Origin of the sequence: Pyrodictium occultum, assembly GCF_001462395.1 — an archaeon.
In the GTDB taxonomy this organism is placed as follows: domain Archaea; phylum Thermoproteota; class Thermoprotei_A; order Sulfolobales; family Pyrodictiaceae; genus Pyrodictium; species Pyrodictium occultum.
In genome coordinates, this window is sequence record NZ_LNTB01000001.1 from 1,274,668 (window position 1) to 1,297,077 (window position 22,410).

Below are 22,410 nucleotides of genomic sequence, written 5' to 3' on the forward strand. Positions count from 1 at the left end.
GAGCGCCAATGGCTTTGAGCCGGCCGGGGTTCAGCGTCTACCTGACCATCGGGTTCCCCGAGCCGGCCCGGTTCCCCCAGGCCCTCGAGGCCCTCGAGGCCTGTGTCGACTTCTACGAGCTCGGCCTGCCCACGGCGAGGCCCAAGTACGACGGCCCGACGGTGCGCGCTAGCCATAGGCGCGTCGTGGCGAGGGGCCTCCGGGGCCTAGAGGCGCTGAGGCTCCTTGAGAGGACCAGTGTGGGGAAGCCATTCACCCTAATGGCCTACATGGAGGACTATGCTGGGAGCCTGCGGGGCCTCATGGAGGCCGCTGCCAGCGCTGGCGCGGGCTGCGTGCTGCTGCCCGACCTAGCCTTCGACTACCCCGGCGAGCTGGACCGCTACGTCGAGGAGAGCGAGAGGGCCGGGCTCCGGCCCTGCTTCTTCGCCTCCAGCAGGTTCCCCCACGCCTGGCTCCAGCGCTACGCGGCCCTCGACCCGCTCTACATCTACCTAGGCCTCCAGCCCGCCACCGGTGTGGAGCTGCCGATAGCGGTGGAGAAGAACGTGAGGCTCGCCAGGAGGCTTGTCGGCGACCGCTACCTGCTCACCGGCTTCGCCATCCGCCACCCGGAGGCAGCCGCCGCCCTGATACGCGCCGGCGCCGACGCCGTGGTAGTGGGCTCGGCGGTGCTGCGCGCCCTGGAGGAGGGAGGCGTCGAGGAGGCCAGGGGGCTGGCCTGCAGCATCCACCGGGCTGTCCACAGCGCTGCCCGCGGGGCTGCGTAGCCGTGGTGCCCAGGTACTGGTACAACATTGTGGCGGATCTCCCGGAGCCGCTGCCGCCCCTCATCGACCCGCTCGACGACGAGGAGTCGAGGATAGCGCTGCTGGTGAGGATACTCCCCTCCAGGCTGATAGACGAGGAGTACACGCTGAGCAGGCTCATCCCGATACCAGAGAGGATACGCGAGGCCTACGCCAGGGCGGGGAGGCCTACCCCGCTGCTCCGCGCCGAGGGGCTGGAGAGGGCGCTGGGCGTGAGCGGGAGGGTGAGGATCTACTACAAGTACGAGGGCGCCCTGCCCACGGGGAGCCATAAGCTGAACACGGCGCTACCCCAGGTCTACTACGCGCTCCTGGACGGAGCGGAGGAGGTGGCCACCGAGACGGGGGCGGGCCAGTGGGGCCTCGCGGTCGCCACAGCGGCGGCCATGCTGGGTGTCAAGGCGACGGTGTTCATGACTAGGAGCAGCTACGAGCGGAAGAAGCCCAGGAGGCTCGCAATGCAGGCCATGGGCGCCACGGTGTACCCCAGCCCCAGCAGGGTCACCGAGGCTGGGAGGAGGGCGCTGGAGGAGAGGCCCGACCACCCCGGTAGCCTGGGCCTCGCCATAACGGAGGCTATAGAGTACGTGCTTGGGAACCCCAAGCGCCGCTACGTAGCCGGCTCAGTCATGGAGAGCGTCGTTACCCACCAGACGGTGATAGGCCAGGAGGTTCTCCAGCAGCTGCCGGAGGAGCCGGACTACATGGTAGCCTGCGTCGGCGGAGGCAGCAACCTGGCCGGGTTCACCTACCCCGCTATAGGGATGAGGCTCCGCGGCGAGGGCTTCGAGAAGACCCGCTTCGTGGCGGCTGAGTCGGCGGCAGCCCCCCGGCTGACGAAGGGGAGCTACAGGTACGACGGCCTAGACACCGGCCTGGTCCTCCCCCTGGCGAGGATGTACAGCCTCGGCAAGGACTACGTGCCGCCCCCGATACACGCTGCCGGGCTCCGCTACCACGGGGCCGCCGCGAGCCTCTCGCTGCTGCGCAGGCTCGGTCTGGTGGAGGCCGTGGCCTACGGCCAGGAGGAGGTGTTCGAGGCGGCCCGGATCTTCGCCCGCTCCGAGGCCCTGCTCCCGGCGCCGGAGAGCGCCCACGCGATAAGGGCTGTGATCGACATCGCCCGCCGCGCGCCCAAGGGCACGGTGATAGCTTTCAACCTCAGCGGCCACGGGCTCATGGATATCGACGCCTACGAGACTCTCTCCTCCAGGATAGTCGAGGGCAGGCTCCCCGAGCCCACGGGGACCAGGAGGTGACCGCGGCTGTGGCCGACCTCCCCAGGCTGCTGGAGGACCTGCTCTCCGGCCGCGGCATGGGCTTCGAGGAGGCCAGGAGCGTCGCCCTAGAGATGCTCCGGGGCGGCCTGGACGACGTGGCTATAGCGGCGATACTGGTCGCCCTGAGGGCCAAGGGCGAGACAGCGGAGACGGTGGCGGGCTTCTCGGCAGCGCTGCGCGAGACCTGCGTGAAGGTGCCCGCCGGGGGCCTGGAGCCGATAGACACCGCCGGCACCGGCGGAGACGGGGCCCACACGCTCAACGCCTCCACCGCGGCCGCGATAGTCGCCGCTAGCCTGGGCGCCAGGGTGGCCAAGCACGGTAACCGCGGCGTGAGCAGCAGGAGCGGGAGCGCCGACTTCATGGAGGCCCTGGGCTACCGGATCGACCACGGCCCCGCCGAGGCCGCCTGCATGCTCAGCCGCGCCGGCTTCGCCTTCCTCTACGCGCCCCGCTACCACCCGGCAATGAAGAGGGTGATGCCGGTCCGCAGGAGGCTCGGGATAAGGACGGTCTTCAACCTTGTGGGCCCCCTCTCCAACCCCGCCGGGGTGCGCCGCCAGGTGCTCGGCGTCGCGAGGCCCGAGCTGCTCGAGGTCATGGCGGGGGCGGCCCGGCTGCTGGGCTACGAGAGGCTCCTCCTGGTCCACGGCGAGCCAGGGATAGACGAGGTCAGCGTCTCCGGCAGGACCACCGTCTACGAGATCCGGGGCGGCAGGGTGGAGGAGTACAGCATAGAGCCCGAGGACCTGGGGCTCGGCCGCCACCGGCTGGCGGACCTCCGGGTGGAGGCGCCCGGGGAGAGCGTGGAGCGCTTCCTAGCCGTGGCCCGCGGCGCCGGGAGGAGGCAGGACCGCGACTTCATAGCAGCCAACGCGGCCGCGGCAATCTACGCTGCAGGGCTGGCGGGGAGCCTCAGGGACGCCGCCGAGCAGGCCCTCCAGGCCCTCGGGGACGGCACAGTGGCGGCCTACCTTGAGAGGCTCGTGGAGGCCTGCAGGGCTTGCTGCGGCTAAAGATCTGCGGGCTCACCCGGCCAGAGGACGTGGAGGCGCTCGACGGCGCCGCCGACTACCTGGGCTTCGTGGTCGCCCCGTCGAGGCTGAGCCCCCGCGTGCTGAGCCCCGGGGAGGCCAGGAGCCTGGCCGAGACCGTGTCTAGGAGCCGCCCCGTCCTGGTGGCGGCCGGCTATGGGCCCCGCGACGCAGTGGAGCTGGCGGCGAGGCTCGAGGCGTTCAGGGTGCTCCAGTACCACGAGCCCGCGGGCCCCGAGGTGCTCGCCGGCCTGGCCAGGGAGCTGGGCTCGATAGGAGTCTCCCTGGCCCCCGTCTCCCTCTGGGACGGCAGGAGGCTGAGCCCAGACCCCTGCGAGGCGGCGACCGTGGCGCCGGGGCACGAGTACCTCCTAGTGGACGCCGTCAAGGGGCTGGGCCTCCGCTACGCCGGGGGCCTGAGGGCGCCCCTCGAGGCGTACCTCCGGGCGGCAGTGTGCAGCAGCCGCGCGGCAGCCGCCGGCGGGGTGGTGCCGGAGAACGCCTGCCTCGTCGCCTCCACCGGGGTCTCGATGCTCGACGTGAGCAGCGGCGTCGAGGCCGAGCCGGGCCGCAAGGACCTCTCCAGGGTGGAGAAGCTGCTGGAGGTGCTGCGCTCATGCAGCTAGACTGGGCCGGGTGCCGCCGCGTCCCCCTCCCAAGCGCCCCGGAGCCCCGCCGGCTGGCGGTGTGGGCGGAGGAGCGCTACGGCTATGTCGCGCTGCTCGAGAGCGGCGCGGGGCCGGGGGAGAAGGCCCGCTACACCCTGGTGGCCTACGGGGCCCGCCGGGTGGTGGAGGGCAGCCCCCTGGAGGCCTACGCCAGGCTCCGCGAGGCAGCCGCGGGCAGGGGCTGCGCCAGCATCCCCTGCAGGAGCATGCTCTTCGGCGTGGTCGGCTACGAGGCGGTGGCCGGGGCGGAGCCCTGGCTGGCCCCGATGCTGGGCCGCCACGAGTGGCCGGCGCTCCTAGTCTTCGAGCCCGAGACCCTCGTGGTCTACGACCACGCCAGGGGCCACGCCACGCTCTGCCCCGGGGACGCCGAGGCCGGGGAGAAGCCTCTCGGCGGCTGGAGCCCGGCCAGGGGCCCCGTGGAGGAGACGCCCCGCAGGCTCTTCGAGCAGTGGGTGGCAGAGGCCAGGGAGATGCTTGAGAGGGGCGAGTTCCTACAAGTAGTGCTCTCGAGATTCGAGCGCTACGAGTACCAGGGCGAGCCGCTGGCGCTCTACGCCAGGCTGGCGGACCGGAACCCCTCCCCCTACATGTTCTACATGAGGCTGGGGGAGAGGTGGATAGCCGGCTCCAGCCCCGAGCTGCTCGTCAGGATGGACGGGGGGAGGCTGGAGACGCACCCTATAGCCGGGACCCGGCCCCGCGGCAGGACGCCGGAGGAGGACCTGGCCCTCGAGGAGGAGCTGCTGGGCGACGAGAAGGAGAGGGCGGAGCACCTCATGCTCGTCGACCTCGCCAGGAACGACCTGGGCCGGGTAGCGTTGCCCGGCACGGTGAGAGTGACGAGGCTCATGGACGTGGAGAAGTACAGCGCGGTCCAGCATATCGTGAGCAGGGTGGAGGCTGTGGCCCGGCCCGGGCTGGGCTACGCCGACGTCCTGGCAGCGGTCAACCCCGCCGGCACGGTGTCCGGCGCCCCGAAGCCGAGGGCAATGGAGACCATAGCTAGGCTCGAGGACAGGCCCCGCGGCCCCTACGCCGGCGCCGTCGGGGTCTACTCGGACCAGGCGGGCGAGACAGCCATAGTGATAAGGAGCGTCTGGAGCATAGACGACTCCACGCTGGAGACTAGGGCGGGCGCGGGGATAGTCTACGACTCCAGGCCCGAGAGAGAGTACATGGAGACCGTACACAAGCTTGCCGCGATCCACCGGGCCCTGGGAGCCGGCGGCGGGAGGTGAGCAGGAACGGCCTACGACACCCTAGTCCTCATAATAGACAACTACGACAGCTTCGTCTACAACCTGGTGAACGTGCTCGCGGAGCTCGGGGCCAGGAGCATAGTCGTGAGGAACGACGAGATAACCGTGTCGGGGATAGAGAGGATAAACCCGGACAGGATAATAGTCTCGCCGGGCCCCGGCAGCCCCCTCTCCGCCCGCGATGTAGGCGTGTCCGTGGAGGCCGTGAAGAGGCTCGGCCCCAGGATCCCGGTGCTAGGCGTCTGCCTAGGCCACCAGGTGGTGGGCGTAGCCTACGGCGCCAAGGTGAGGCGCGCCCGGAGGATAATGCACGGGAAGACGGACGAGATAGAGCACTACGGCGGCAGCCTCTACCGCGGGGTGCCCAGGGTGTTCACCGCCGCCAGGTACCACAGCCTCGTGCTGGACGAGATCCCCCCAGTGCTGGAGGTCACGGCAAGGAGCAGGAGCGACGGCGAGGTAATGGGGGTCCGGCACCGGGAGCACCCAGTCCACGGGGTCCAGTTCCACCCGGAGAGCATAGCAACCCCCCACGGCCCCAGGCTGCTCCGCAACTTCCTCGACGACCCGTGGTAGAGGCGCCGGTGCAGGGAAGGAGGCAGGGGCGGCCTTGGGGGAGGGGCGTCCTGGAGGCTTCCTGGGGGAGGCTCTCGGGAGGAGCCTGGAGCGCTCCAGGCTGCTGGGCTCTCCACCGCGGCCCGGCAGCCTCCGCGGCGCGGTGGAGAAGGCCCTCTCCGAGGGGAGGCCCGGGCTGCTGATAGAGTACAAGCGGTGCAGCCCCGGGGGCTTCGTGGCCTGGCGCACCCCCTGGGAGTACCTGGAGGCCACGCTAAGCGTGGCAGACGCCTACTCGGTGCTGGTGGAGCCCTACTGGTTCTGCGGCAGCCCCGAGCTGGTGGCCTTCTTCGCCCGCCACCGCCCCGTGCTGGCTAAGGACTTCGCCTCCACCGCCGAGCAGCTCCAGCTGTACCGCCGCCACGGGGCCTCGGCGGCCCTCCTGATACTGGACATGCTGGGGTGGAGGCGGCTGGACGCGCTCTACCAGGAGGCGAGGAGCCTCGGCCTGGAAGCCCTAATAGAGACCACGAGCGCGGGCCCGGCGGTGGAGGCGATGAATAGCTACCCCGAGGCCCTGGTGGGGATAAACGCGAGGAACCTGGAGACGCTGGAGGTCAGCTACCGGAGGCTCCTAGAGGAGATCGCCCGGGCCGCCGAGAGGAAGCCGAGCAGGGCTCTCCTAGTGGCGGAGAGCAGCATAGACAGCCCCGGGAAGGCCCTGGAGCTCGCCCGGGCGGGCGCTGACGCGCTCCTCATAGGCACATGGGCCATGAAGAGCCCAGGGGGGCTGGCGGGGCTCCGGGATAGGCTCCGGGGCTCCAGGAGCTAGGGCTTCTTTAGGAGTATCAGCCTGTTAGCCTTCCCCTCCTTAACTATCCTTATGTACCCCATCGCTGCGAGCCTCCGGACGTGCCTCCAGAGCGTGGTCTTCGGAATCCCGGTCTCCCGGAGCAGCTGGCTCTGGAGCACAGAGCCCCCATGCTCCTCCAGCTTACTGAGGATAAGCAGGTCCACCTCATCCAGGCCTGTGGATGATATGGGGGCCGCGGCGTTAGAGGGGACGCCGCCCCCGCCGCCAAAAACTCCCCCACGGCGGGCGAGAGCCAGGCCGGCAGCCACGGCTACCACCAGCACAGCTGCAACTCCTCCTATCAGCGCGGTGCTGGGCCCCTTAGAGCCAGCGGCGGGCGGTGGGCTCGAAGGCCTCCCGGTGGTTGTCGCCGGCCTCATGGTTGTGGAGAGCCGCGTGGTCGCTAGAGCAGTCGACGTAGTTGCAGGGGCTACGGGCGCTGCCGGGGTAGTGGTGCTTGTTGCAGTTGCCGTCCTAGCTGTCGTGCTGGCTGTTGTGGTACTCGTGGCTTTAGTCGCCCTTGTTACACTTGTTCTTGTTGTTGTAGTTGTGCCTCCAGGCTTAGCAGCAGCCTTGGTAGTAGTAGTGGTAGTAGTGAAGGTGGTAGCGGTAGTCTTTGAAGTCTTTGACGCGGGGGTACTTGTAGTCGCAGCGGCCCCGGTCTTAGTCTTTGCCGTGGCGGTCGGCGGCGTCTGGGGCGCGAGCACGTACCGGATGGTGGCGGGGCCCCTCAGGTACAGCACCACCGTGTTGTTCACTGTTGTGGCGTTCACCAGGCCCTCGGGGAGGCTGAGCAGCACTACGCCCGGGCTGACCCTCAGCTCCACCAGGCCGGTGTAGTTCACCAGGAACTGGAGCACACCATTCTGCTCGGTGACGTTGCCCAGGTAGTCTATGTACACGCTCCCCCTCCCCGAGGCGGCCACGTAGATCTTGCCGCCGCTGTAGATAGCGGAGACGAGGCTCCCGCCGAGCCTAGCCTCTATCGTGGCGGGTATCGCTGGTACCGGGGCAGGGTACTCGTTCATCCCCGGCTCCGCGGTGCCCCATATCTCCACCACGACGGTCCCGTCGTCCCGTATAGTGACCACTGGCGTCTTGGAGAGCTCCGCGTGCGCGGCGGCGGAGAAGGCGAGCAGCAGCATGGCCGCCGGCAGCGCTATGCAGAGCAACACCCGGCTCATCGCTTCTCCTCCCTCCATGAGACTCTAGGCGGCTCATAGCTGTCATGATGCGGCGCGGGTATTAGCTTCTTGCGGCCCTCTCCCCGGAGCGGGTACTCCCAGGAACAACTGGTTTGTTCCACCGCTTACGGGACAACAGTTTCCCGCACACGTTCCAGCATCCCCCTTATGAGGACCCGAGGACACCAGGGGACCCAGGCGGACAGGGTGAGGCGGATGCAGGCACGCGCCCATAGAACCGGGCTCCTAGGAGCAGCCGCGCTGAGCGTACTGGCCCTACTGCTAGCAGCCACTCTATCACCGCTGCTAGCCCCGGTCGCCCTGGCGGAGAACGGCCCAGCAGGAAACAACACCAATACCACTACAACCAATACCACTAATAGTAACGTGGCTGCAACGGCAAGCACCAGCGGCAACACCACGGCAGCCGCTACGAACACCACCGCCGGCGCGCAGCTTAGCCCCGGCGCGGTGCGCGCCCTGCTGCTAGCCTACAGCGCTATGATACGCAGCACCCTGGCCAGGATGGGCCTGCTCAACGCCACCCCTGCAGAGATAGCGGCCGCCCTGAACGTCTCGCTAGAGACCGCTGAGACGCTGAAGGAGGCGCTCAACCTGCCCAGAACCCTCGGCAACATGACCAGTCAGCAGGCCGCTGAGCTGCTCCAGAAGGTGGCCTCAGCCTACCGGGCGCTGGCCAAGAAGATGGTGGAGGCCAACCTCCACGCGGCCGAAGAGGCTAGGGAGAGGATACAGAGGCAGATGCAGCGACACCTACTGCTACGCATATCCCATACCGTGGAGCAGCTCGCGAGGCAGCTCAACGACACCCAGCTCGCTGCCCTGGCCCAGCAGCTCCGCAGCATGGCGCTCAGTGGCAACTACACCCGGGAGAACTTAACCAGTATAATGTCGAGCGTGGTGGCCCGGATAGAGGCGGCGAAGATATTCATGATGGCCACCACTATAGACAACGCCACCATAGCGCAGCTGGTCGAGGCAGCCGAGGCTGGCAATGCCACGAGCCTCCAGGATTACCTGGCCAGGCTCAACAAGAGCTTCGCCAAATCCCTCCACCTAGTGAAGACGCTGTCGAAGAGGCTGCGCGCAGCCAACGAGACAGAAGTCGGTGAAGCCCTTGAGGAGGCCCTCGAGAGGCTCGAGGATGCCAACGAGACGGTGGGCCATGTAGCGCTGGCGGCTAGCATAGCGGCAGGCGGCAACGCCACCGCAAACGCTACCGCTGTTATAAAGGGTGCGGTTGCCGCAGCCTTCCAGGCCAGGATAGAGAAGCTCGAGACAAAGATAAGCATACTCATGGAGGAGGCCAGCCTCCTAGAGAACGCTACCAACAACACCATTGTGCAGGAGCTGGTGAAGGCAGCTAAGGACGCGTTGGCGAAGGCATCACGCCTCATAAACGAGTCCAGGGCGGCGCTCGAGAAGGGCGAGATACCTATAGCGGCAAAGGACCTGGGGATGGCGTCCAGCCTCGTGGCCAAGGCGGGCATCTACCTGGCAAGGGCCAACATAGCCATAGCGCTCGGTGGCCGCCTCCACGGCCACCTGGGCGTCGGCAAGCAGGGCCCGGCCAAGCACGCTGCCCCGCCAGGCCTCTCCAAGGCGCTGGAGAGGCTGCAGAGGGCAGTGCAGGAGAGGATAGCGGAGGCGAGTAGGGCTATAAACAAGACCATGGAGGCCGTCCAGGGGATAAACAACACCAAGATAAAGGAGAAGGCTATGGAGAAGCTGGAGGAGGCAAGAGAGAAGCTGGAAGAGGCCATAGACCTGGCCAAGGAAGCCCAGGAGAAGCTGGCGGAGGGCAGCACGGCTGCCGCCTTCCAGCTCTACCAGAAGGCCCTGGTAAAGATAGGGCAGGCTCTCAATGATGTCAGAGTAGCCTCGTGGCTAGCCAGCCTCGGCAAGGGCTTCCGGCCGCCGATACCCCGCCTCCCTCACGAGCATGAGAAGCACGGCGGCTGGATAAAGCCCGGCGAGGCGAATGTGACCGGCAACATAACCGAGGATATCGACGAGCTGCTCGGCGAGGCCAAGGAGCTGGGCCAGGAGCTAGCCCAGCTCCGGAACGAGACCAGCGCCAACCCGGCAGCCGCCGCCCTGGTCCACAGGGCCTCTTCGATGCTCCAGAGCGCTGTAGCGCTCCTGCTACAGGCTAAGGAGCTGGCTAAGAAGGGGCAGACACAGCCGGCCAAGGCCCTCATAAACGTAGCTAAGAACATGCTGGAGAAGGTTGAGCACACACTGAAGATGCTCGAGGAGAAGCTGAAGCATGGCGAGCATGGGGGCGGCGGGCAGAGGGGCCACGGCGAGCATGGCGAGCATGGAGGCCGCGGCAGGGGCGGCCACGGGTAACCCGGAGAGAGGCCGTCGCTAAGACGCATCCGGCCCATGGGGCTACGTTTTTCCCTCTCCTCCCACCCCTCTTCCTCGGCGGCCCACGCACACTAGGAGGCCCGGCTCCAGGATCTCCCGCAGTAGTACAGCCCCGGGCCCCTCGGAGGAGGCTTCCACGTCTTGAGGCGCTGTAGCCCCTCGACCAGGCTCTACGGGCTTATAGGCAGCCCAGTCTCCCATAGCCTGAGCCCCGCCATACACTGCGAGGTCTACCGCCGAGCGGGTGTAGACGCTGTCTACCTGGCCTGGGAGACTCCGCTGGAGAGGCTGGAGGAGAGGCTGGAGGCGCTGAGAAGCCTCGCCCACGGCTTCAACGTAACCACACCCCTCAAGGAGGCCGTCCTCAGCCTCCTCGACCGCGTGGAGGCCGAGGCCGCGGAGATAGGGGCCGTGAACACGGTGAGGAACGAGGACGGGGAGCTAGTAGGCTACAACACCGACTACCTCGGCGTGGCCGAGTGCCTCAGGGGCAGCCGGCCGCGAGTAGCACTGGTCATAGGCGCGGGTGGCGCGGCTAGGGCAGCCGTCTATGCGCTCTACCGGCTAGGCGCGGAGAAGGTCTACATAGCTAACAGGGGGGCAGAGAGGGCTAGGAGGCTCGCAGGGTGGGCCGGCCGCCTCGGCCTAGACGCCACCCCCACCCCCCTGGAGGAGGCGGCGGTGCCCGCAGCCCACGCGGACACAGTGGTGAACGCAACCCCGCTGGGCAGCCTGGCCTGCTGCCCTGACCAGGCCCCGCCCGTGCTGGAGGGGCTCCGCGAGGGCCAGCTAGTCTTCGACATGGTTTACCGGCCTCTGGAGACCCGGCTGCTCCGGGCGGCGAGGGAGCGCGGGGCCAGGACCGTTGACGGGCTCTGCATGCTCGTCTGGCAGGCCCTCCACGCGGACAGAATATGGCTAGGCATAGAGCCCACCCGGGAGCTCTACGAGACAGCCAGAAAGGCCGCGCTGGAGGCGCTGGCGAGCAGCTAGACCGGGAGGAGCATCACCCTCTCCACTCCCCGGATCCTCCTCAGCTCCTCCATGAGGGGCCTCAGCTCAGTGGCCGATGCAGCAGCCACGGCTATATTGATGCAGTGCTTCTCGTCGAGAAGCTGGTGGTGGAACGATCGGACCAGGTGAAGGTAGCGGTGGATCACCCCTATCACTCTGCGCTCGGCTGAAGTCTCCTCGTGGCATACAACGGTTGCTATTATCCATGCCCTCTTCCCCTCGAGGCTATTAGATGCCTCAAACTGTTCTATCATCCTCCTAGCCGCCTCACGTATTCGGATCTTCCAGTAAATCCGAGCCTCTCAGCGTACATGTCTATCTTCTTGAGCAGGTTTTCGGGAATGGATATGCTCACTACGGGCATGCTCATTCATCCTCGGCTGTGGCGCGGTATACTAGTAACGCGATTGCCGACCTAATAAATTCTACATAATATGTTCATGTCTAGTTTAACAAGAAGAATTATTATATGAATGGTGTTTTGTAGCCCTGCAGTGATGAGTGGTGTGAAGTGCTGTGGATTCCTGCATGACGGTTGGTGGCTGGCGCTGCTTATCCTCGGGCTTCTAGTACTATCGCTCAGCCTGCTAGGGCTAGACCAGCTGGCCTGGTTCATCCTTGCAGCGGTTGCAGCTGGATTGTTGGCAAGGTTCACTGTCATGTTGGCAAGGGGCAGGGTTACTGTAGACCTCTTGATGGGGCTCTCCGTCCTAGTGATGTTGAAATACGGTCTTACCTCTGAGGCAGCGCTTGTGGCCACGCTGTACGCTGCGTCGGAGATACTGGAGGATGCTGCGGAGGAGGCTGCAGAGAGGAGGCTTACGAGCCTCCGGGAGCTTCTGCCGCGCACCGCCCTGGTCCGCCGCGGCAACGTAGAGAAGGTTCACATTGACGAGGTGAAGCCTGGCGACGTGATCATAGTCCCGCATGGGGGCATGGTGCCTCTCGACTCCATGCTGCTAAGCGAGGAGGCGGTTTTTGATACATCTATGGTCACCGGGGAGCACGAGCCGAGGAGGCTGACGAGAGGCGACCCGGTAGAGAGCGGCTACATGAATATAGGCGGTATGGCTGTGGGGGTCAGGGCTGTAAAGCCTGCTAGGGAGAGTGCAATCCAGCTACTGGTGCGCGAGGCCCTGGAGACGCTGGAGAAGAAGACGAGGCACCAGCGCCTCATAGAGCGCATCGCCCCCTGGTACATAGGCCTGCTCCTAGCCTCCTACGCGGCTGCATCAGCAATACTTGGCCCGGAGAGAAGCCTAGTCTTCCTCCTGGCTGGCTGCCCGAGCGCCTACATAGTGGTGTCGAGCTACACCTACATGCTAGTCCTGGGCCAGCTGGCACGTCGAGGCGTGGTGGTGAGGAGCCCCAGAGCCTCGAGAACGCCTCCCGGGCCAGGACGGTTGTGCTAGACAAGACCGGCACAATCACCCTCGGCAGCCTTCGCGTGGCTCGCATACACTATGAGGGCCGGGATCCAGCCGGGAGACGATACGCCTCATAGCCTCGGCTGCAAGGGCCAGCCTCCACCCCGCAGCCGAGGCGGTGGCTAGGCTGAGCAATGAGATTGCAGAGGTGGAGGAGGTCAACGAGATCCCTGGCAAGGGCGTGGTAGCCAGGGTTGAGGGGCATCTAGTGGTCCTGGGTAGTAGGAGCCTTGTCGAGGAGCACGCCGGCGGCCTGCCGCCCGGCAACCCTTGCGAAGGGCCCGTAGTCTATGCTGCAGTGGACGGCGCCTACGTGGCCTCGTTCTGCCTGGAAGAAGAGCTGGACCCCGGGGCAGAGCGGGTGGTGGAGACGCTGAAAAACATGGGGCTTAGAGTCGTGGTTGCCAGCGGCGACTCGAGCTCATCGGTGAGAATGATCGCCGAGAGGCTCGGCATAGACTACTACGGGGGCCTACGGCCTCATGAGAAGAAGAGGCTGGTTGAAAATCTCCGGCGGGAGGGCCCTGTCCTAGTAGCCGGGGACGGGGTCAACGACATCCCCATGCTAGCCGCCAGCGATGTCGGCGTCGCCATGGCGCGTATAGCGCTGGTGGCTAGAAGCGCCGACGCTGTATCCACCCGGGGGGCTCCGGGGCCTGCCAGACCTGCTCCGCGGATCCAGGACTTATCTGGCCTCCCTCTACACTGGGCTTGCAGCCGCCACGCTGCTAAAGCTGGCAGTAATTGTGGCGGGCTTAGCGGGCGTCATCTCCCTCCCCCCAGTGCTAGTCCTCGGCGATGATGGGGTCACACTCGTTGCCGCGGCCTCTGTCAGCCTCGCCGCGGGCTTTGCCTGGAGGAAGGGAGGAAGGCTAAGCTCGCTGCTGGGAAGGCTAGGGAGCCGCCCGCTAGGTAATACTAGTAATACCACAAGACAACGGGAAGAGTATGTCCGCAACAATTTATAATCAAGCGTTAGCAGTATGGTCAGTATGGTACCCGGGGCGAGGCTCTTGGCACCCACCAGTGGGCAGGAGGGCCGCGAGGAGTTACGCAGCCTCCTGGAGTCGATAGCGGCGGTGCTGGATCGCGTGAGGAAATTAGCAGCCTACACCGCCGGGCTGCAGAAGCCGGACGAGTCCAGTCTGGGCAAGGAGGTAGCTAGATTCTACCGGGAGCTGGTCGAGAACGGAGTACCCCCGGACCAGGCCGAGAAGCTGGCCAGCCAGTACCTTCACAGCAGGCTGGAGCAGGCCCGGACCCCGGCTTTCTCCAGGCTCCTAGAGGCACTGTCAACGGCTACCAGTGAGGCCCTCAGCCTCCTGGTAGCCCTACCCCCCAAGGCGGCAGGAGCGGCCACCAAGAGCGTGCTCCGTTTCATATCGTTCCAGCTCGAGGAGCTGGAGAGGCTTGTAAAGGCTCTCCCCGCCCCCAGGGAGGAGAAGGAGAAGGTGCTCCGGGAGATAGAGGACGTGAGGAGGCGCGCAGCCGGCGGCAGCGGCGGGGGTGGTGGACCGGCCGGGATTTGAACCCGGGACCTCTCGGGTGCAAGCCGAGCGCTCTTCCAGGCTGAGCTACCGGCCCACCCTCCTCCATGGTAGTATCTTACGGCCCCTCGCCTAGGGGCTATTTAGCGGTTCGGCCCCCAGTCTGCAGGCCCCCCAGCGCCTCCTCTAGGAGCCTCTCCAGCTCCCCTACGCCGGGCAGCTCGGCTACAAGGCGCGCGTGGAGCGTTATCCTCGCCTCGCCGGCCTCGGGGTCGTAGTCCACGTCGTACTCCTCCACGCCCTGGGTCTCCGGCGACTCCTCCAGCAGCTCGGCTAGCCTCTCCTCCAGCTCCCTGGGGTCCAGGCCCCTAGGCGCCTCGAGGGAGGCTACGAGCTCCACCCCATCCGGGCTGGCGTCGAGGAACACGCTGCGGGTTCTCCCCCTCCGGGGCCGCGCCTCCAGCACCACCCTGGGCCCGTACGGGTCTATCTCGAGGTTCTCCACGTCATTTATGTCTATGCCGAGAGCCTCTACAATGGGCTTGAGCGCCTTCTCGAGAAGCCTTGCCAGCTTCCCGCCCTCTCTCATGCCTTTAGGCCCTCCGGCCCGGCCGCCGGCTGCACCGCAGCCGGCCTTAGGATAAGTGCTGCAGGCCAGTCACATGATATTTTCTTGATAATTAAGGTAATTAATATAAGTAATTTTATTAATGTTCAACCATGTACAGGTATTGGTGGAACACTGGACCAGGGTGGGTATCGGTTGAGGATAACGCGCCGCGAGGCGCTCAAACTCGCCGCCGTCGCTGCAGCTTCTTCAGCGCTCCCACTCTCTATCCCGAGAAGGAGGCTTCCCCGGGCGAGAGCCGGCAGCTCTGCAGCACCGACCTCGATACGCGTGGCCAACACTGCCTGCATTATCTGCGGGCAGAGGTGCCCCATCAGGATATACGTGGCAGAGGTGGGTGGCGAGCAGGTAGTAGCGAAGGTCGTGTACAACACCGACCCTGAGTACGACCGGTACTTCGCAGCCTGCGGCAGGCCCCAGGCCATCCCGGAGCTGCGCTTCCTGCCCCAGCGCATCCGTAGGCCCCTACTCCGTGTAGGAGCAAGGGGCGAGGGCAGGTTTAGGGAGATAAGCTGGGAGGAGGCCCTCAACATACTCGCCGAGAAGCTGAAGAAGTACCTCGATGAGCCATGGCGCATCGTGGTGCTCAGCCACCAGGGCTTTGAAGGCGGCCTGGTACGCTCATTCTTCGAGAGCGTGCTGGGCACCCCGAACACTACCCAGCACTGCGACACCTGCCATACCGGCTGCGATATAGGCCGTAAACCCATCTTCGGCGCCTATAAGGGCCCCTCGGCCTTCATGCCGGACTATGCCAATGCTAAGCTCGCCGTCTTCATGGGCCGCAACCCGGCCGGGGGCATAGTGGCCTCGGCGTGGACCAAGATGTTCACCGAGGGCCGCGCCAACAAGATGAAGCTGGTGGTGTTCGATGTCCGTGAGAGCCGTCTGACCGAGCTAGCCGACGAGTACTACATAATACCCCCGGGCACCGACCTCGCGGTGAGCCTCGCCCTGCTCAACATCATACTCAGCGAGAGGCTCTACAACAAGGACTACCTTGTCAAGTGGACTAACGCTCCAATGCTGGTCTACGCGGACACCATGGAGCCCGTGAAGCTCGCCCCTAACCCGCTGATGAAGGGCAAGAAGACCTACCTAGTCTACGACGAGGCTGACGGGAAGTTCAGGCTGAAGACTGAGGCCCTGAGCCCAGCCCTGGAGTACGAGGGCACCTACCAGGGCCGCCCCGTTAAGACCGTGCTCCTAGCCATACGCGACGCCGTCAAGAACTATACGCCCGAGTGGGCCGAGAAGATAACTGGCGTCCCGGCCAACGCTATACGCAGGCTAGCCCACGAGCTCGCCGATGCAGCGCCCAAGGCCTTCATAGACCACGGCTACAAGGGTACCCGCTACTACAACGAGGGCATGCTGAACAGGGTGAATATGCTCATAAACATAATGCTCGGCAGCCTAGGGGCGAAGGGCGGCATAGCCTACCCGGCTGGGAAGCCCCACTTCAAGTCCCCAATAGACATACTGGGCATAGCCAAGACGAAGCCAAGGGGCACCTCGATACCGGGGTACTGGGCCAGCCAGGGCGTGGAGAACATCCGCCCTGGCTGCTGGAGCATGCTCGTGGCAAGGTCGATTATCGAGGGCAAGCCGTATCCGATAGGCGTGCTCTTCATACACCTAGAGAACTTCGTAAGCCACGTCCTAGGGGGCCGTAAGCTGGCTGAAGCGCTTAAGGACGAGAACCGCGTGGAGTTCATAGTAGTACTCGACACAGTGTTCAACGAGACAACGATGTATGCAGACCTGGTGCTGCCGGTACCATTCTTCTTCGAGTACGAGCCGATAACGCTAAACTATGCTAAGAAGAGCTATGTAAGCGTAGTGGTGGACCCGCAGAAGGCCCTGGACCCGCCGAGAGGCGTGGACGCTAGGCCCACCTGGTGGATACTTGTAGAGATTGCGAAGAGGCTCGGCAAGCTGCCCCCCGGTGCCTCGGTGGACCCCATAGCAGTCAAGAGGAAGCAGGCTGAGGAGGCTGGCATAAACTATGCCGAGCTGAGGAGGAAAGGCTACGCCCTGCTCTGGACCAAGCCCAAATACCACCCCTGGGGCGGCAAGCCGCTCCCCACAACCACGGGCGAGCTCGAGCTGGTGAACGTAGAGTGGCTTGCCAAGTACAGGAGCTACATAGGTAAGGAGTCGCCGCTCAACCCGCTGCCCTGCTGGGTACCGCCCCTCTGGATGAGGAAGGGCGGCCTTGCCGATAACGAGTTCGTGGTGGTCGAGTTCCAGGATCCGTTGACAGCGATAAACAACTTCATGAGGTTCGCCAGACTGGTGAGTGACTCGCTCAAGTGGGGGAGGCTCTACGGCGTCCAGATGCACCCCTCAAGGGCCAGGAGGCTCGGGCTCAGGGATGGCGACCTGGTGAGGCTGGTGGGCCCCAACGGTGAGGTAACAGCTAGGGTCATAGTCACCGAGAAGGTGCACCCCATGGTTCTAGCAGCACCCCATGCCACAGCTCTTGACGAAAGGGTTGTACCCAATAAGGTTGTGGTTGAGACTTCCAGCGGCACTCTCACGGTCAAGCTATTCGGAGACGGTGGAGGCTATGGCGTGAACAACAACTTCCTGGGAGACCCCATGGTGAGCGTTGTGCCTGAGGAGGGCTACAGGGCCGCCCAGCACGATTTTGTTGTGAGGGTTGAGAAGCTCTAGCCCGTGAGGGAGGTGGTATACGATGGCCCGCATGGCTATGGTTATAGACCTTAACCGCTGTGTCCAGTGCCAGGCCTGCGTCATAGCATGTATACGCGAGAACGTTATGAGGCAGAGTGGCGAGGGCCTCGAACTGCCCGAGGGTAATAGCATCTTCTATGCGCGCACCAAGCCCGTCGAGATGCCTGTCGAGGGCGAGCCACTATACAAGACCACCTACTTCATACAGTGTATGCACTGCGAGAACGCCCCCTGCGCCATCGCATGCCCCACCGGAGCCACCTACATAACCAAGAACGGTGTGGTGATGCTGGACCACAGGAAGTGCATAGGCTGTAGAGCCTGCGTTATAGCCTGTCCCTACGGCGCTAGAACAGTGTATCGCGGCAGGGTGCTCACCGGCTGGGTTCCGGCGAGCAGGGAGGCGCTCGCAGTAGGCTATCCCGATAAGTGCACGTTCTGCATACACCGTGGGGGAGAGGGCTCTAGCAACTGGGTACCAGCCTGCGTCGAAGCCTGCGCCTTCAACGCCAGGGTCTTCGGCGACCTGGACGACCCTGATAGCGAGGTGGCGAGGCTAGTTAGGAGCGGTAAGGCTGTGACGCTGGCACCGGAGCTGGGCACCAGGCCCAAGCTCTTCTTCATACCTCCCCAGAGGGTCCCGGCCGTACCCCGTAGGAGGTGAGCACCATGGTCGAGGAGAGGGCTGAGCCGGCAATCGCCAGGGGGAGGCTCGGCGCAGCCGGCTATACGCTCCTAGGCGTGGGCGCGGCGTTGACGCTACTAATGCTCTATGGGATATATGCTTACCAGACACTGAGCAAAGCGTCTCCGCTGCACGCACTAGTGCCCTGGGGGATAATGGTTACAGGCTACGCGTTCTTCGCGATATCCAGCGGCGGGGTGTTCGACGCCCTCGCGATAAGGCTTGCGGTCTACTGTGAGAGGGAGGCGCTGCCGCTGGCGCGTAAGACCCTCTGGCTCTCACTAGCCCTACTAATACCCGGCATAGTGCTGGTATTCGCAGACCTTACCCACGTAATGCACGCCTCCTGGATATACCTTGGATTCAACCCCTCGTCGAGGATAGCATGGAACGGTATACTCTACATAATCTATGCCGTGTTCCTGGTGGCAGCGCTGGTCTACGCCATAGCCCGTGGAGAGGGGGCGCTCACGGGGCTGGGGGGCCGCGCGCTGCTGGTAGGAGGGCTGCTGGCGAGCCTAATCCTTGAGTACAACCTGGCCATGGCCTTCGGCCAGAACCTGGCGGTGCCGGGCTGGTTCGCGGCCCCGCTGGGGGTGCTCAACATAGCGCTGGCCTTCCTGCTAGGCGCCGCCTGGACTGGGATAGGGATAGGGGAGATAGCGGTTAAGCTCACGGCGCTCCCGAGGGAGAAGTGGCGCGAGTGCTGTATCCACGGGGTCTCCAAGGAGCTCGCCGGCATGGCGGTGGCTGTAGGCTTCCTGGCGGCCTGGACGCTAGTACAGCAGTACGAGGGCTGGGGGCTATCCAGGCAGGCGGCCTCCATGCTCGCCGGGGGCAGCGTGGCATGGCTCTTCTGGCTCAGCGTGGCCTTCGCCGTCGCTGCTCCGATAGCGCTGGGGCTCTACGCTGGCGCTAGAAGGAGCAGAGCCGCCATGTTCACGGGCTCGGTGCTAGCAATAGTCGGCGGCTTCCTCATGCTCCACTCGCTGGTGGCGGCAGGCCAGGTGGCCCGGCTTGAGGCCCTGCCAGGCTACCATGGGCTAGCCGCAGCCGCTCTGGGCGGCGGCTTCGAGTCCGAGGCGCTCCACGAGCTGCTGTCAAACAGCGTGGAGGCGGCGGCCTTCGTCGGCGGCTTCGGCCTCTGGCTCCTCTTCTACGTGGCGGGGCTGCGGCTGTTAGCGGTGGAGCCCGGCGAGAAGCCGCGCCGGATACTCGTGTTCAGGTAGCGCAGCTATAGAGCCCCCGCCCCCGGCTTTTCCCCCGGCCTCCCCGGGGCCCGCAGTGCCTAGAAAGAGGGCTCCCTTCTCCCAGCCACTCCCAGGGCCCTTCCGGGGGATGAGCGGGGCCTTAACAGCCGACCCTCCCGGGGGCATGGGGAGGGACGCCCTTAGCCGCGACCCCTCCTTCCTTGGCGTACGCGACTTCTTTCAACCCCTGGGCGTGCCGGCTTCCAGCCCGGCGCGGGGGTGTTCTCCGCCGTGTCCGCGGTTGAGAGGCTTATGAGGCCCGTTATCCAGGGCCTCCGGGGGGAGGCAGGCTTCGCCTATATAGCCAAGGCGCGTGAGCTCGCCAGCCGCGGCGTCAAGGTTATAAGCTTCGGGGTTGGGCAGCCCGACATCCCCACATTCGACCATATAATCGAGGAGGCTAAGAGGGCTCTGGATGAGAGGTTCACCGGGTACACGGAGACCGTGGGCATACCCGAGCTCCGGGAGGCCATAGCGGACTATCTCAACTCGAGGTACCAGGCCGAGGTTGGCCCGGACGAGGTGCTCGTCACCACGGGCGCTAAGACCGCGATATTCCTCGCCATAGCCGCGTACCTCGGCCCCGGGGACGAGGTGGTGGTGCCGGAGCCTAGCTACCCCGCCTACCCCGAGGCCGCCCGCGCCATGGGCGCGAGGCCGGTCTTTGTGCCGCTCCGCTGGAAGGGCCAGGAGAGGGGCTTCGAGCTGGACGTGGAGGCCATAGAGGAGGCTGTGACGAGCCGCACCAAGATGATAGTGCTCACGAACCCGCATAACCCGACGGGCGAGGTCTTCCCCCCAGAGCAGGTTGAGGCGGTGCTCGAGATAGCTAGGAGGCATAACCTGGTAGTCCTGGCTGACGAGATATACGACAACTTCGTCTACGAGGGAGGCTTCAGGAGCATACTAACCTACAGCGGCTGGAAGGACAACGTGCTATACGTGAACGGGCACTCCAAGACCTTCTCCATGACGGGGTGGCGGCTCGGCTACCTGGCAGCGGCCAGGCCGGTGATAGAGAGGCTGAAGAGGCTGGCGGTGAACGTGTACAGCTGCGCTCCGAGCATAAGCCAGCGCGCCGGCGTCGCAGCGCTCCGCGGCCCCTGGGAGCCGGTCAGGAGGATGGTCGAGGAGTTCCGCCGCCGCCGCGACGCGGTGGTTGAGGAGCTGCGCCGCGTCCCCGGCTTCGAGGTCCCGGTGCCCCGTGGAGCGTTCTACATCTTCCCCAGGGTTGCCAAGGTGCTCGAGGAGATAGGCATGAGCACCGAGGAGTTCGTCGACCACCTCCTCTACAGCCGCGGGGTTGTGACGCTGCCGGGCACAGTGTTCCCCGAGAAGGCGGGCGAGGGCTTCATAAGGCTGAGCTACGCGGTCAGCGTGGAGAAGATCCGGGAGGGCGTGGGCAGGATAAGGGAGGAGGTCGAGAAGCTCCTGGCCGAGAGGGGCCGCCGCTAGCCCCCCTTCTCCCGGGAAGGGTGGCCCCAGGCGTGGACCGGGGCCTCCTCGAGAGGCTCCTCCGCCTAAACCCCGCCGCGCTCGAGGAGGAGTACAAGGCCAGGGAGATCTTCCAGGGGGAGCGGGTGGAGCCCCCCTTCGCCCTGCGGCTCGACGGGGTTGGCTGGGGGAGGAGGCTCCAGGGCTTCGGGTGGCCTAGGGACGAGAGGGTTCACCGGGCCCTGGCCAGGGCGGTGGCGGAGGCGCTCCGGCTCCTCGGCGGCTGCTGCGCCCTGGTGGTGAGCGATGAGGCGAGCCTAGTGTTCACCGGGGAGCCGCCCTACTCTGGCAGGGTGGAGAAGCTCGTGAGCATCTCCTCCGGAGTGGTCTCTGCAGGGGTTTCGCTCAGCCTGGGGAGGCCCCTCTTCCTCGACGCTAGGGTGGTGAAGCTCTATTCCGGCCGCGACGCGGCCCGCTACCTGCTCCACCGGGCCCGGGTGGGGCTCAACAACTACGTCTCCAGCATCTACCACGCGGCGTCGCCCAGAGGGGCCGGCCGCACGCCGGGGCTGCGGGAGATGATAGGCGAGCTACGCCGCAGGGGCCGCGACCCCCTGGAGGAGCCCGCCTGGAGGCTCGTCGGCAGCTGCCTGGTCTACGCCCCGTCCCGGAGGCTCGTCGAGCCGCCCGGCGTGGTGGCGGAGAGGAGGAGGCTGCTGATACTAGACGGCGGGCTGGAGGCCTGCCTGGAGGCCCTCGGGGCCGGCGAGGAGCTATAGCCCCGGGGGCTCCTCGGCTGGACCCCTCGGGGGAGGTGCCTGCTCTTGGCCCTGCGGGGCGTGGAGCCCGTCGTGAGAAAGCCCTGCCGCGTCGTGGCTATTGTGAGCGGTGGCCCGGACAGCTTCGGCTACATGGTCCAGTGGCTCGCCAGGGGCTGCAGCGTGCACGCGCTCAGCTTCAACTACGGGCAGAAGGGGAGCAAGGAGCTCGAGGTGGCTAAGCGCCTCATAGAGGAGGCGAACCGGCTAGCCGAGTCCAGGAAGGGCTGGGGCAGGGTGGTGGAGCACAGGATAGTGGATATGAGCTTCATGGCCGAGCTGTGGAGGGGGAGCCAGCTCACGGACGAGAGCATTGCGGTGGAGGAGAGGTACCAGCCCACGGTGGTGGTGCCCATAAGGAACGTGGTGATGCTCAGCATAGCGAGCGCCTACGCCTACAGCCTGGCCCAGCAGCACCCGGGCGAGAGCGTCTACGTGGTCTACGGCGCCCACTACAACGACATAGCGCCGAGGAGCGACACCTGGGAGCCCCTCTACCCCGACTGCAGCCCCGAGTGCCTGGAGGCACTGCAGACAGCGCTCCGCATCTGCCACTTCCGGGGAGAGAGGAGGCTCGAGATCTGGAGCCCAAGCCGCGAGGGCCTAACCAAGGCCGAGGGCCTCAAGAGGACCTACAGCCTCGTAGGCGACCTGATCTACGAGACCTGGAGCTGCTACCTCTCCGGCCGCTACCACTGCGGCCGCTGCGAGAGCTGCAGGAGCAGGCACAGCGCGTTCCTCGAGGCTGGGCTGCCGGACTGCACCCTCTACGAGACCCCGCCCGGCGACCCCAGCGAGTTCGTACGGGTCGGCGACGCCTACGTCCACAGGAGCTGCAGGAGGCTAGCCGAGCCCCGGAGCGCCTAGACCACCGGCGCCGGGACCCCTGGCCGGCGGGCTGGGGGTAGGACTTATTGGGATGTACCCG

At 65.6% G+C, this 22,410-nt stretch carries 22 protein-coding genes and 1 tRNA gene; 18 read left to right on the forward strand and 5 right to left on the reverse strand.

Translation table 11 applies throughout. The features are described 5' to 3' along the window. Window positions 1–8 precede the first annotated feature (8 nt). Genes trpA through CF15_RS06800 form a run of 7 tightly spaced genes read left to right on the forward strand, consistent with a single transcriptional unit; the run spans window position 9 to window position 6,440 of the window. Window positions 9–770: a tryptophan synthase subunit alpha gene (gene trpA / locus CF15_RS06770; protein WP_058371107.1), complete on the forward strand. Its 762-nt coding sequence runs from the start codon at window positions 9–11 to the stop codon at window positions 768–770. Between the two features lie 2 nt (window positions 771–772). After that, complete coding sequence (locus tag CF15_RS06775) at window positions 773–2,068, forward strand: TrpB-like pyridoxal phosphate-dependent enzyme (RefSeq protein ID WP_058371108.1); 1,296 nt, start codon at window positions 773–775, stop codon at window positions 2,066–2,068. Continuing rightward, a complete protein-coding gene (trpD, locus tag CF15_RS06780; RefSeq protein ID WP_236698166.1) occupies window positions 2,065–3,105 on the forward strand; it encodes an anthranilate phosphoribosyltransferase in 1,041 nt (346 codons plus the stop codon). Before CF15_RS06775 ends, trpD begins: the two co-directional genes overlap by 4 nt. Further along, window positions 3,093–3,749 (forward strand): phosphoribosylanthranilate isomerase, encoded by a 657-nt coding sequence (locus CF15_RS06785; RefSeq protein ID WP_058371109.1) that lies wholly within the window; start codon window positions 3,093–3,095, stop codon window positions 3,747–3,749. Before trpD ends, CF15_RS06785 begins: the two co-directional genes overlap by 13 nt. Further along, a complete protein-coding gene (locus CF15_RS06790; RefSeq protein ID WP_058371110.1) occupies window positions 3,740–5,032 on the forward strand; it encodes an anthranilate synthase component I family protein in 1,293 nt (430 codons plus the stop codon). Before CF15_RS06785 ends, CF15_RS06790 begins: the two co-directional genes overlap by 10 nt. 30 nt (window positions 5,033–5,062) lie before the next feature. Then, window positions 5,063–5,629, forward strand: coding sequence for an anthranilate synthase component II (locus tag CF15_RS06795; protein ID WP_058371111.1), 567 nt, complete (start codon window positions 5,063–5,065; stop codon window positions 5,627–5,629). A 34-nt stretch (window positions 5,630–5,663) separates the two neighbouring features. Further along, window positions 5,664–6,440: a beta/alpha barrel domain-containing protein gene (locus tag CF15_RS06800; RefSeq protein WP_058371112.1), complete on the forward strand. Its 777-nt coding sequence runs from the start codon at window positions 5,664–5,666 to the stop codon at window positions 6,438–6,440. Here the strand turns inward: CF15_RS06800 and CF15_RS06805 are convergent. Next, window positions 6,437–7,645: a helix-turn-helix transcriptional regulator gene (locus CF15_RS06805; protein WP_058371113.1), complete on the reverse strand. Its 1,209-nt coding sequence runs from the start codon at window positions 7,643–7,645 to the stop codon at window positions 6,437–6,439. The two genes, CF15_RS06800 and CF15_RS06805, sit on opposite strands and share 4 nt — an antisense overlap. A gap of 216 nt (window positions 7,646–7,861) precedes the next feature. Between CF15_RS06805 and CF15_RS09070 the strand changes: the two genes are divergently transcribed. After that, on the forward strand, window positions 7,862–10,018 hold the full coding sequence (locus CF15_RS09070) for a hypothetical protein (RefSeq protein WP_058371114.1): 2,157 nt from the start codon (window positions 7,862–7,864) through the stop codon (window positions 10,016–10,018). A gap of 162 nt (window positions 10,019–10,180) precedes the next feature. Then, window positions 10,181–11,032 (forward strand): shikimate dehydrogenase, encoded by an 852-nt coding sequence (aroE, locus tag CF15_RS06815; RefSeq protein ID WP_058371115.1) that lies wholly within the window; start codon window positions 10,181–10,183, stop codon window positions 11,030–11,032. Here the strand turns inward: aroE and CF15_RS06820 are convergent. Further along, window positions 11,029–11,307 (reverse strand): hypothetical protein, encoded by a 279-nt coding sequence (locus CF15_RS06820; protein ID WP_058371116.1) that lies wholly within the window; start codon window positions 11,305–11,307, stop codon window positions 11,029–11,031. The genes aroE and CF15_RS06820 overlap by 4 nt on opposite strands. Next, the gene (locus tag CF15_RS08615) at window positions 11,304–11,408 is read right to left on the reverse strand and encodes a CopG family ribbon-helix-helix protein (protein ID WP_168371324.1); all 105 of its coding nucleotides are present in this window, start codon (window positions 11,406–11,408) and stop codon (window positions 11,304–11,306) included. The genes CF15_RS06820 and CF15_RS08615 overlap by 4 nt, the downstream gene beginning before the upstream one ends. A 151-nt stretch (window positions 11,409–11,559) precedes the next feature. On the opposite strand from CF15_RS08615, the gene CF15_RS06825 reads away from it, so the two are divergent. The 3 genes from CF15_RS06825 (at window position 11,560) to CF15_RS08620 (ending at window position 14,009) form a co-directional block, all read left to right on the forward strand. Beyond that, window positions 11,560–12,465, forward strand: a complete 906-nt coding sequence (locus CF15_RS06825) for an HAD-IC family P-type ATPase (RefSeq protein ID WP_168371325.1) — start codon at window positions 11,560–11,562, stop codon at window positions 12,463–12,465. 88 nt (window positions 12,466–12,553) lie between these two features. Then, window positions 12,554–13,282, forward strand: a complete 729-nt coding sequence (locus tag CF15_RS06830; RefSeq protein ID WP_269082830.1) for an HAD-IC family P-type ATPase — start codon at window positions 12,554–12,556, stop codon at window positions 13,280–13,282. A 211-nt stretch (window positions 13,283–13,493) separates the two neighbouring features. Beyond that, entirely contained in the window at window positions 13,494–14,009 is a 516-nt protein-coding gene (locus CF15_RS08620; RefSeq protein ID WP_083494551.1) for a hypothetical protein, read from the forward strand. On the opposite strand, the gene CF15_RS06835 is transcribed toward CF15_RS08620, so the two are convergent. Both CF15_RS06835 and CF15_RS06840 read right to left on the reverse strand, forming a co-directional pair. Then, window positions 13,988–14,064, reverse strand: a tRNA-Ala gene (locus tag CF15_RS06835). The genes CF15_RS08620 and CF15_RS06835 overlap by 22 nt on opposite strands. 42 nt (window positions 14,065–14,106) lie before the next feature. Next, window positions 14,107–14,556 carry a hypothetical protein gene (locus CF15_RS06840; RefSeq protein WP_058371119.1) on the reverse strand — a complete coding sequence of 150 codons (450 nt, stop codon included), beginning with the start codon at window positions 14,554–14,556 and terminating at the stop codon, window positions 14,107–14,109. 174 nt (window positions 14,557–14,730) lie between these two features. Between CF15_RS06840 and CF15_RS06845 the strand changes: the two genes are divergently transcribed. The 6 genes from CF15_RS06845 (at window position 14,731) to CF15_RS06870 (ending at window position 22,349) form a co-directional block, all read left to right on the forward strand. Further along, a complete protein-coding gene (locus tag CF15_RS06845) occupies window positions 14,731–17,274 on the forward strand; it encodes a molybdopterin-dependent oxidoreductase (RefSeq protein WP_058371120.1) in 2,544 nt (847 codons plus the stop codon). 22 nt (window positions 17,275–17,296) lie between these two features. Further along, complete coding sequence (locus tag CF15_RS06850) at window positions 17,297–17,959, forward strand: 4Fe-4S dicluster domain-containing protein (protein WP_058371121.1); 663 nt, start codon at window positions 17,297–17,299, stop codon at window positions 17,957–17,959. Window positions 17,960–17,964: 5 nt separating this feature from the next. Next, window positions 17,965–19,209, forward strand: a complete 1,245-nt coding sequence (nrfD, locus tag CF15_RS06855; protein WP_058371122.1) for an NrfD/PsrC family molybdoenzyme membrane anchor subunit — start codon at window positions 17,965–17,967, stop codon at window positions 19,207–19,209. A gap of 252 nt (window positions 19,210–19,461) precedes the next feature. Further along, window positions 19,462–20,685: a pyridoxal phosphate-dependent aminotransferase gene (locus tag CF15_RS06860; protein WP_236698168.1), complete on the forward strand. Its 1,224-nt coding sequence runs from the start codon at window positions 19,462–19,464 to the stop codon at window positions 20,683–20,685. Window positions 20,686–20,705: 20 nt separating this feature from the next. Further along, complete coding sequence (locus CF15_RS06865; protein ID WP_083494552.1) at window positions 20,706–21,443, forward strand: tRNA(His) guanylyltransferase Thg1 family protein; 738 nt, start codon at window positions 20,706–20,708, stop codon at window positions 21,441–21,443. 45 nt (window positions 21,444–21,488) lie between these two features. Then, complete coding sequence (locus CF15_RS06870; RefSeq protein WP_083494553.1) at window positions 21,489–22,349, forward strand: 7-cyano-7-deazaguanine synthase; 861 nt, start codon at window positions 21,489–21,491, stop codon at window positions 22,347–22,349. Window positions 22,350–22,410: the final 61 nt, after the last annotated feature.

Excerpts from the sequence above, each read along its gene's own strand:
- CF15_RS06850 (WP_058371121.1), top strand. The coding sequence starts at position 17,297 with ATGGCCCGCATGGCTATGGTTATAGACCTTAACCGCTGTGTCCAGTGC.
- trpA (WP_058371107.1), top strand. The coding sequence starts at position 9 with ATGGCTTTGAGCCGGCCGGGGTTCAGCGTCTACCTGACCATCGGGTTC.
- CF15_RS06840 (WP_058371119.1), bottom strand. The coding sequence starts at position 14,556 with ATGAGAGAGGGCGGGAAGCTGGCAAGGCTTCTCGAGAAGGCGCTCAAG.
- CF15_RS06790 (WP_058371110.1), top strand. The coding sequence starts at position 3,740 with ATGCAGCTAGACTGGGCCGGGTGCCGCCGCGTCCCCCTCCCAAGCGCC.
- CF15_RS09070 (WP_058371114.1), top strand. The coding sequence starts at position 7,862 with ATGCAGGCACGCGCCCATAGAACCGGGCTCCTAGGAGCAGCCGCGCTG.
- CF15_RS06805 (WP_058371113.1), bottom strand. The coding sequence starts at position 7,645 with ATGAGCCGGGTGTTGCTCTGCATAGCGCTGCCGGCGGCCATGCTGCTG.
- nrfD (WP_058371122.1), top strand. The coding sequence starts at position 17,965 with ATGGTCGAGGAGAGGGCTGAGCCGGCAATCGCCAGGGGGAGGCTCGGC.
- CF15_RS06820 (WP_058371116.1), bottom strand. The coding sequence starts at position 11,307 with ATGATAGAACAGTTTGAGGCATCTAATAGCCTCGAGGGGAAGAGGGCA.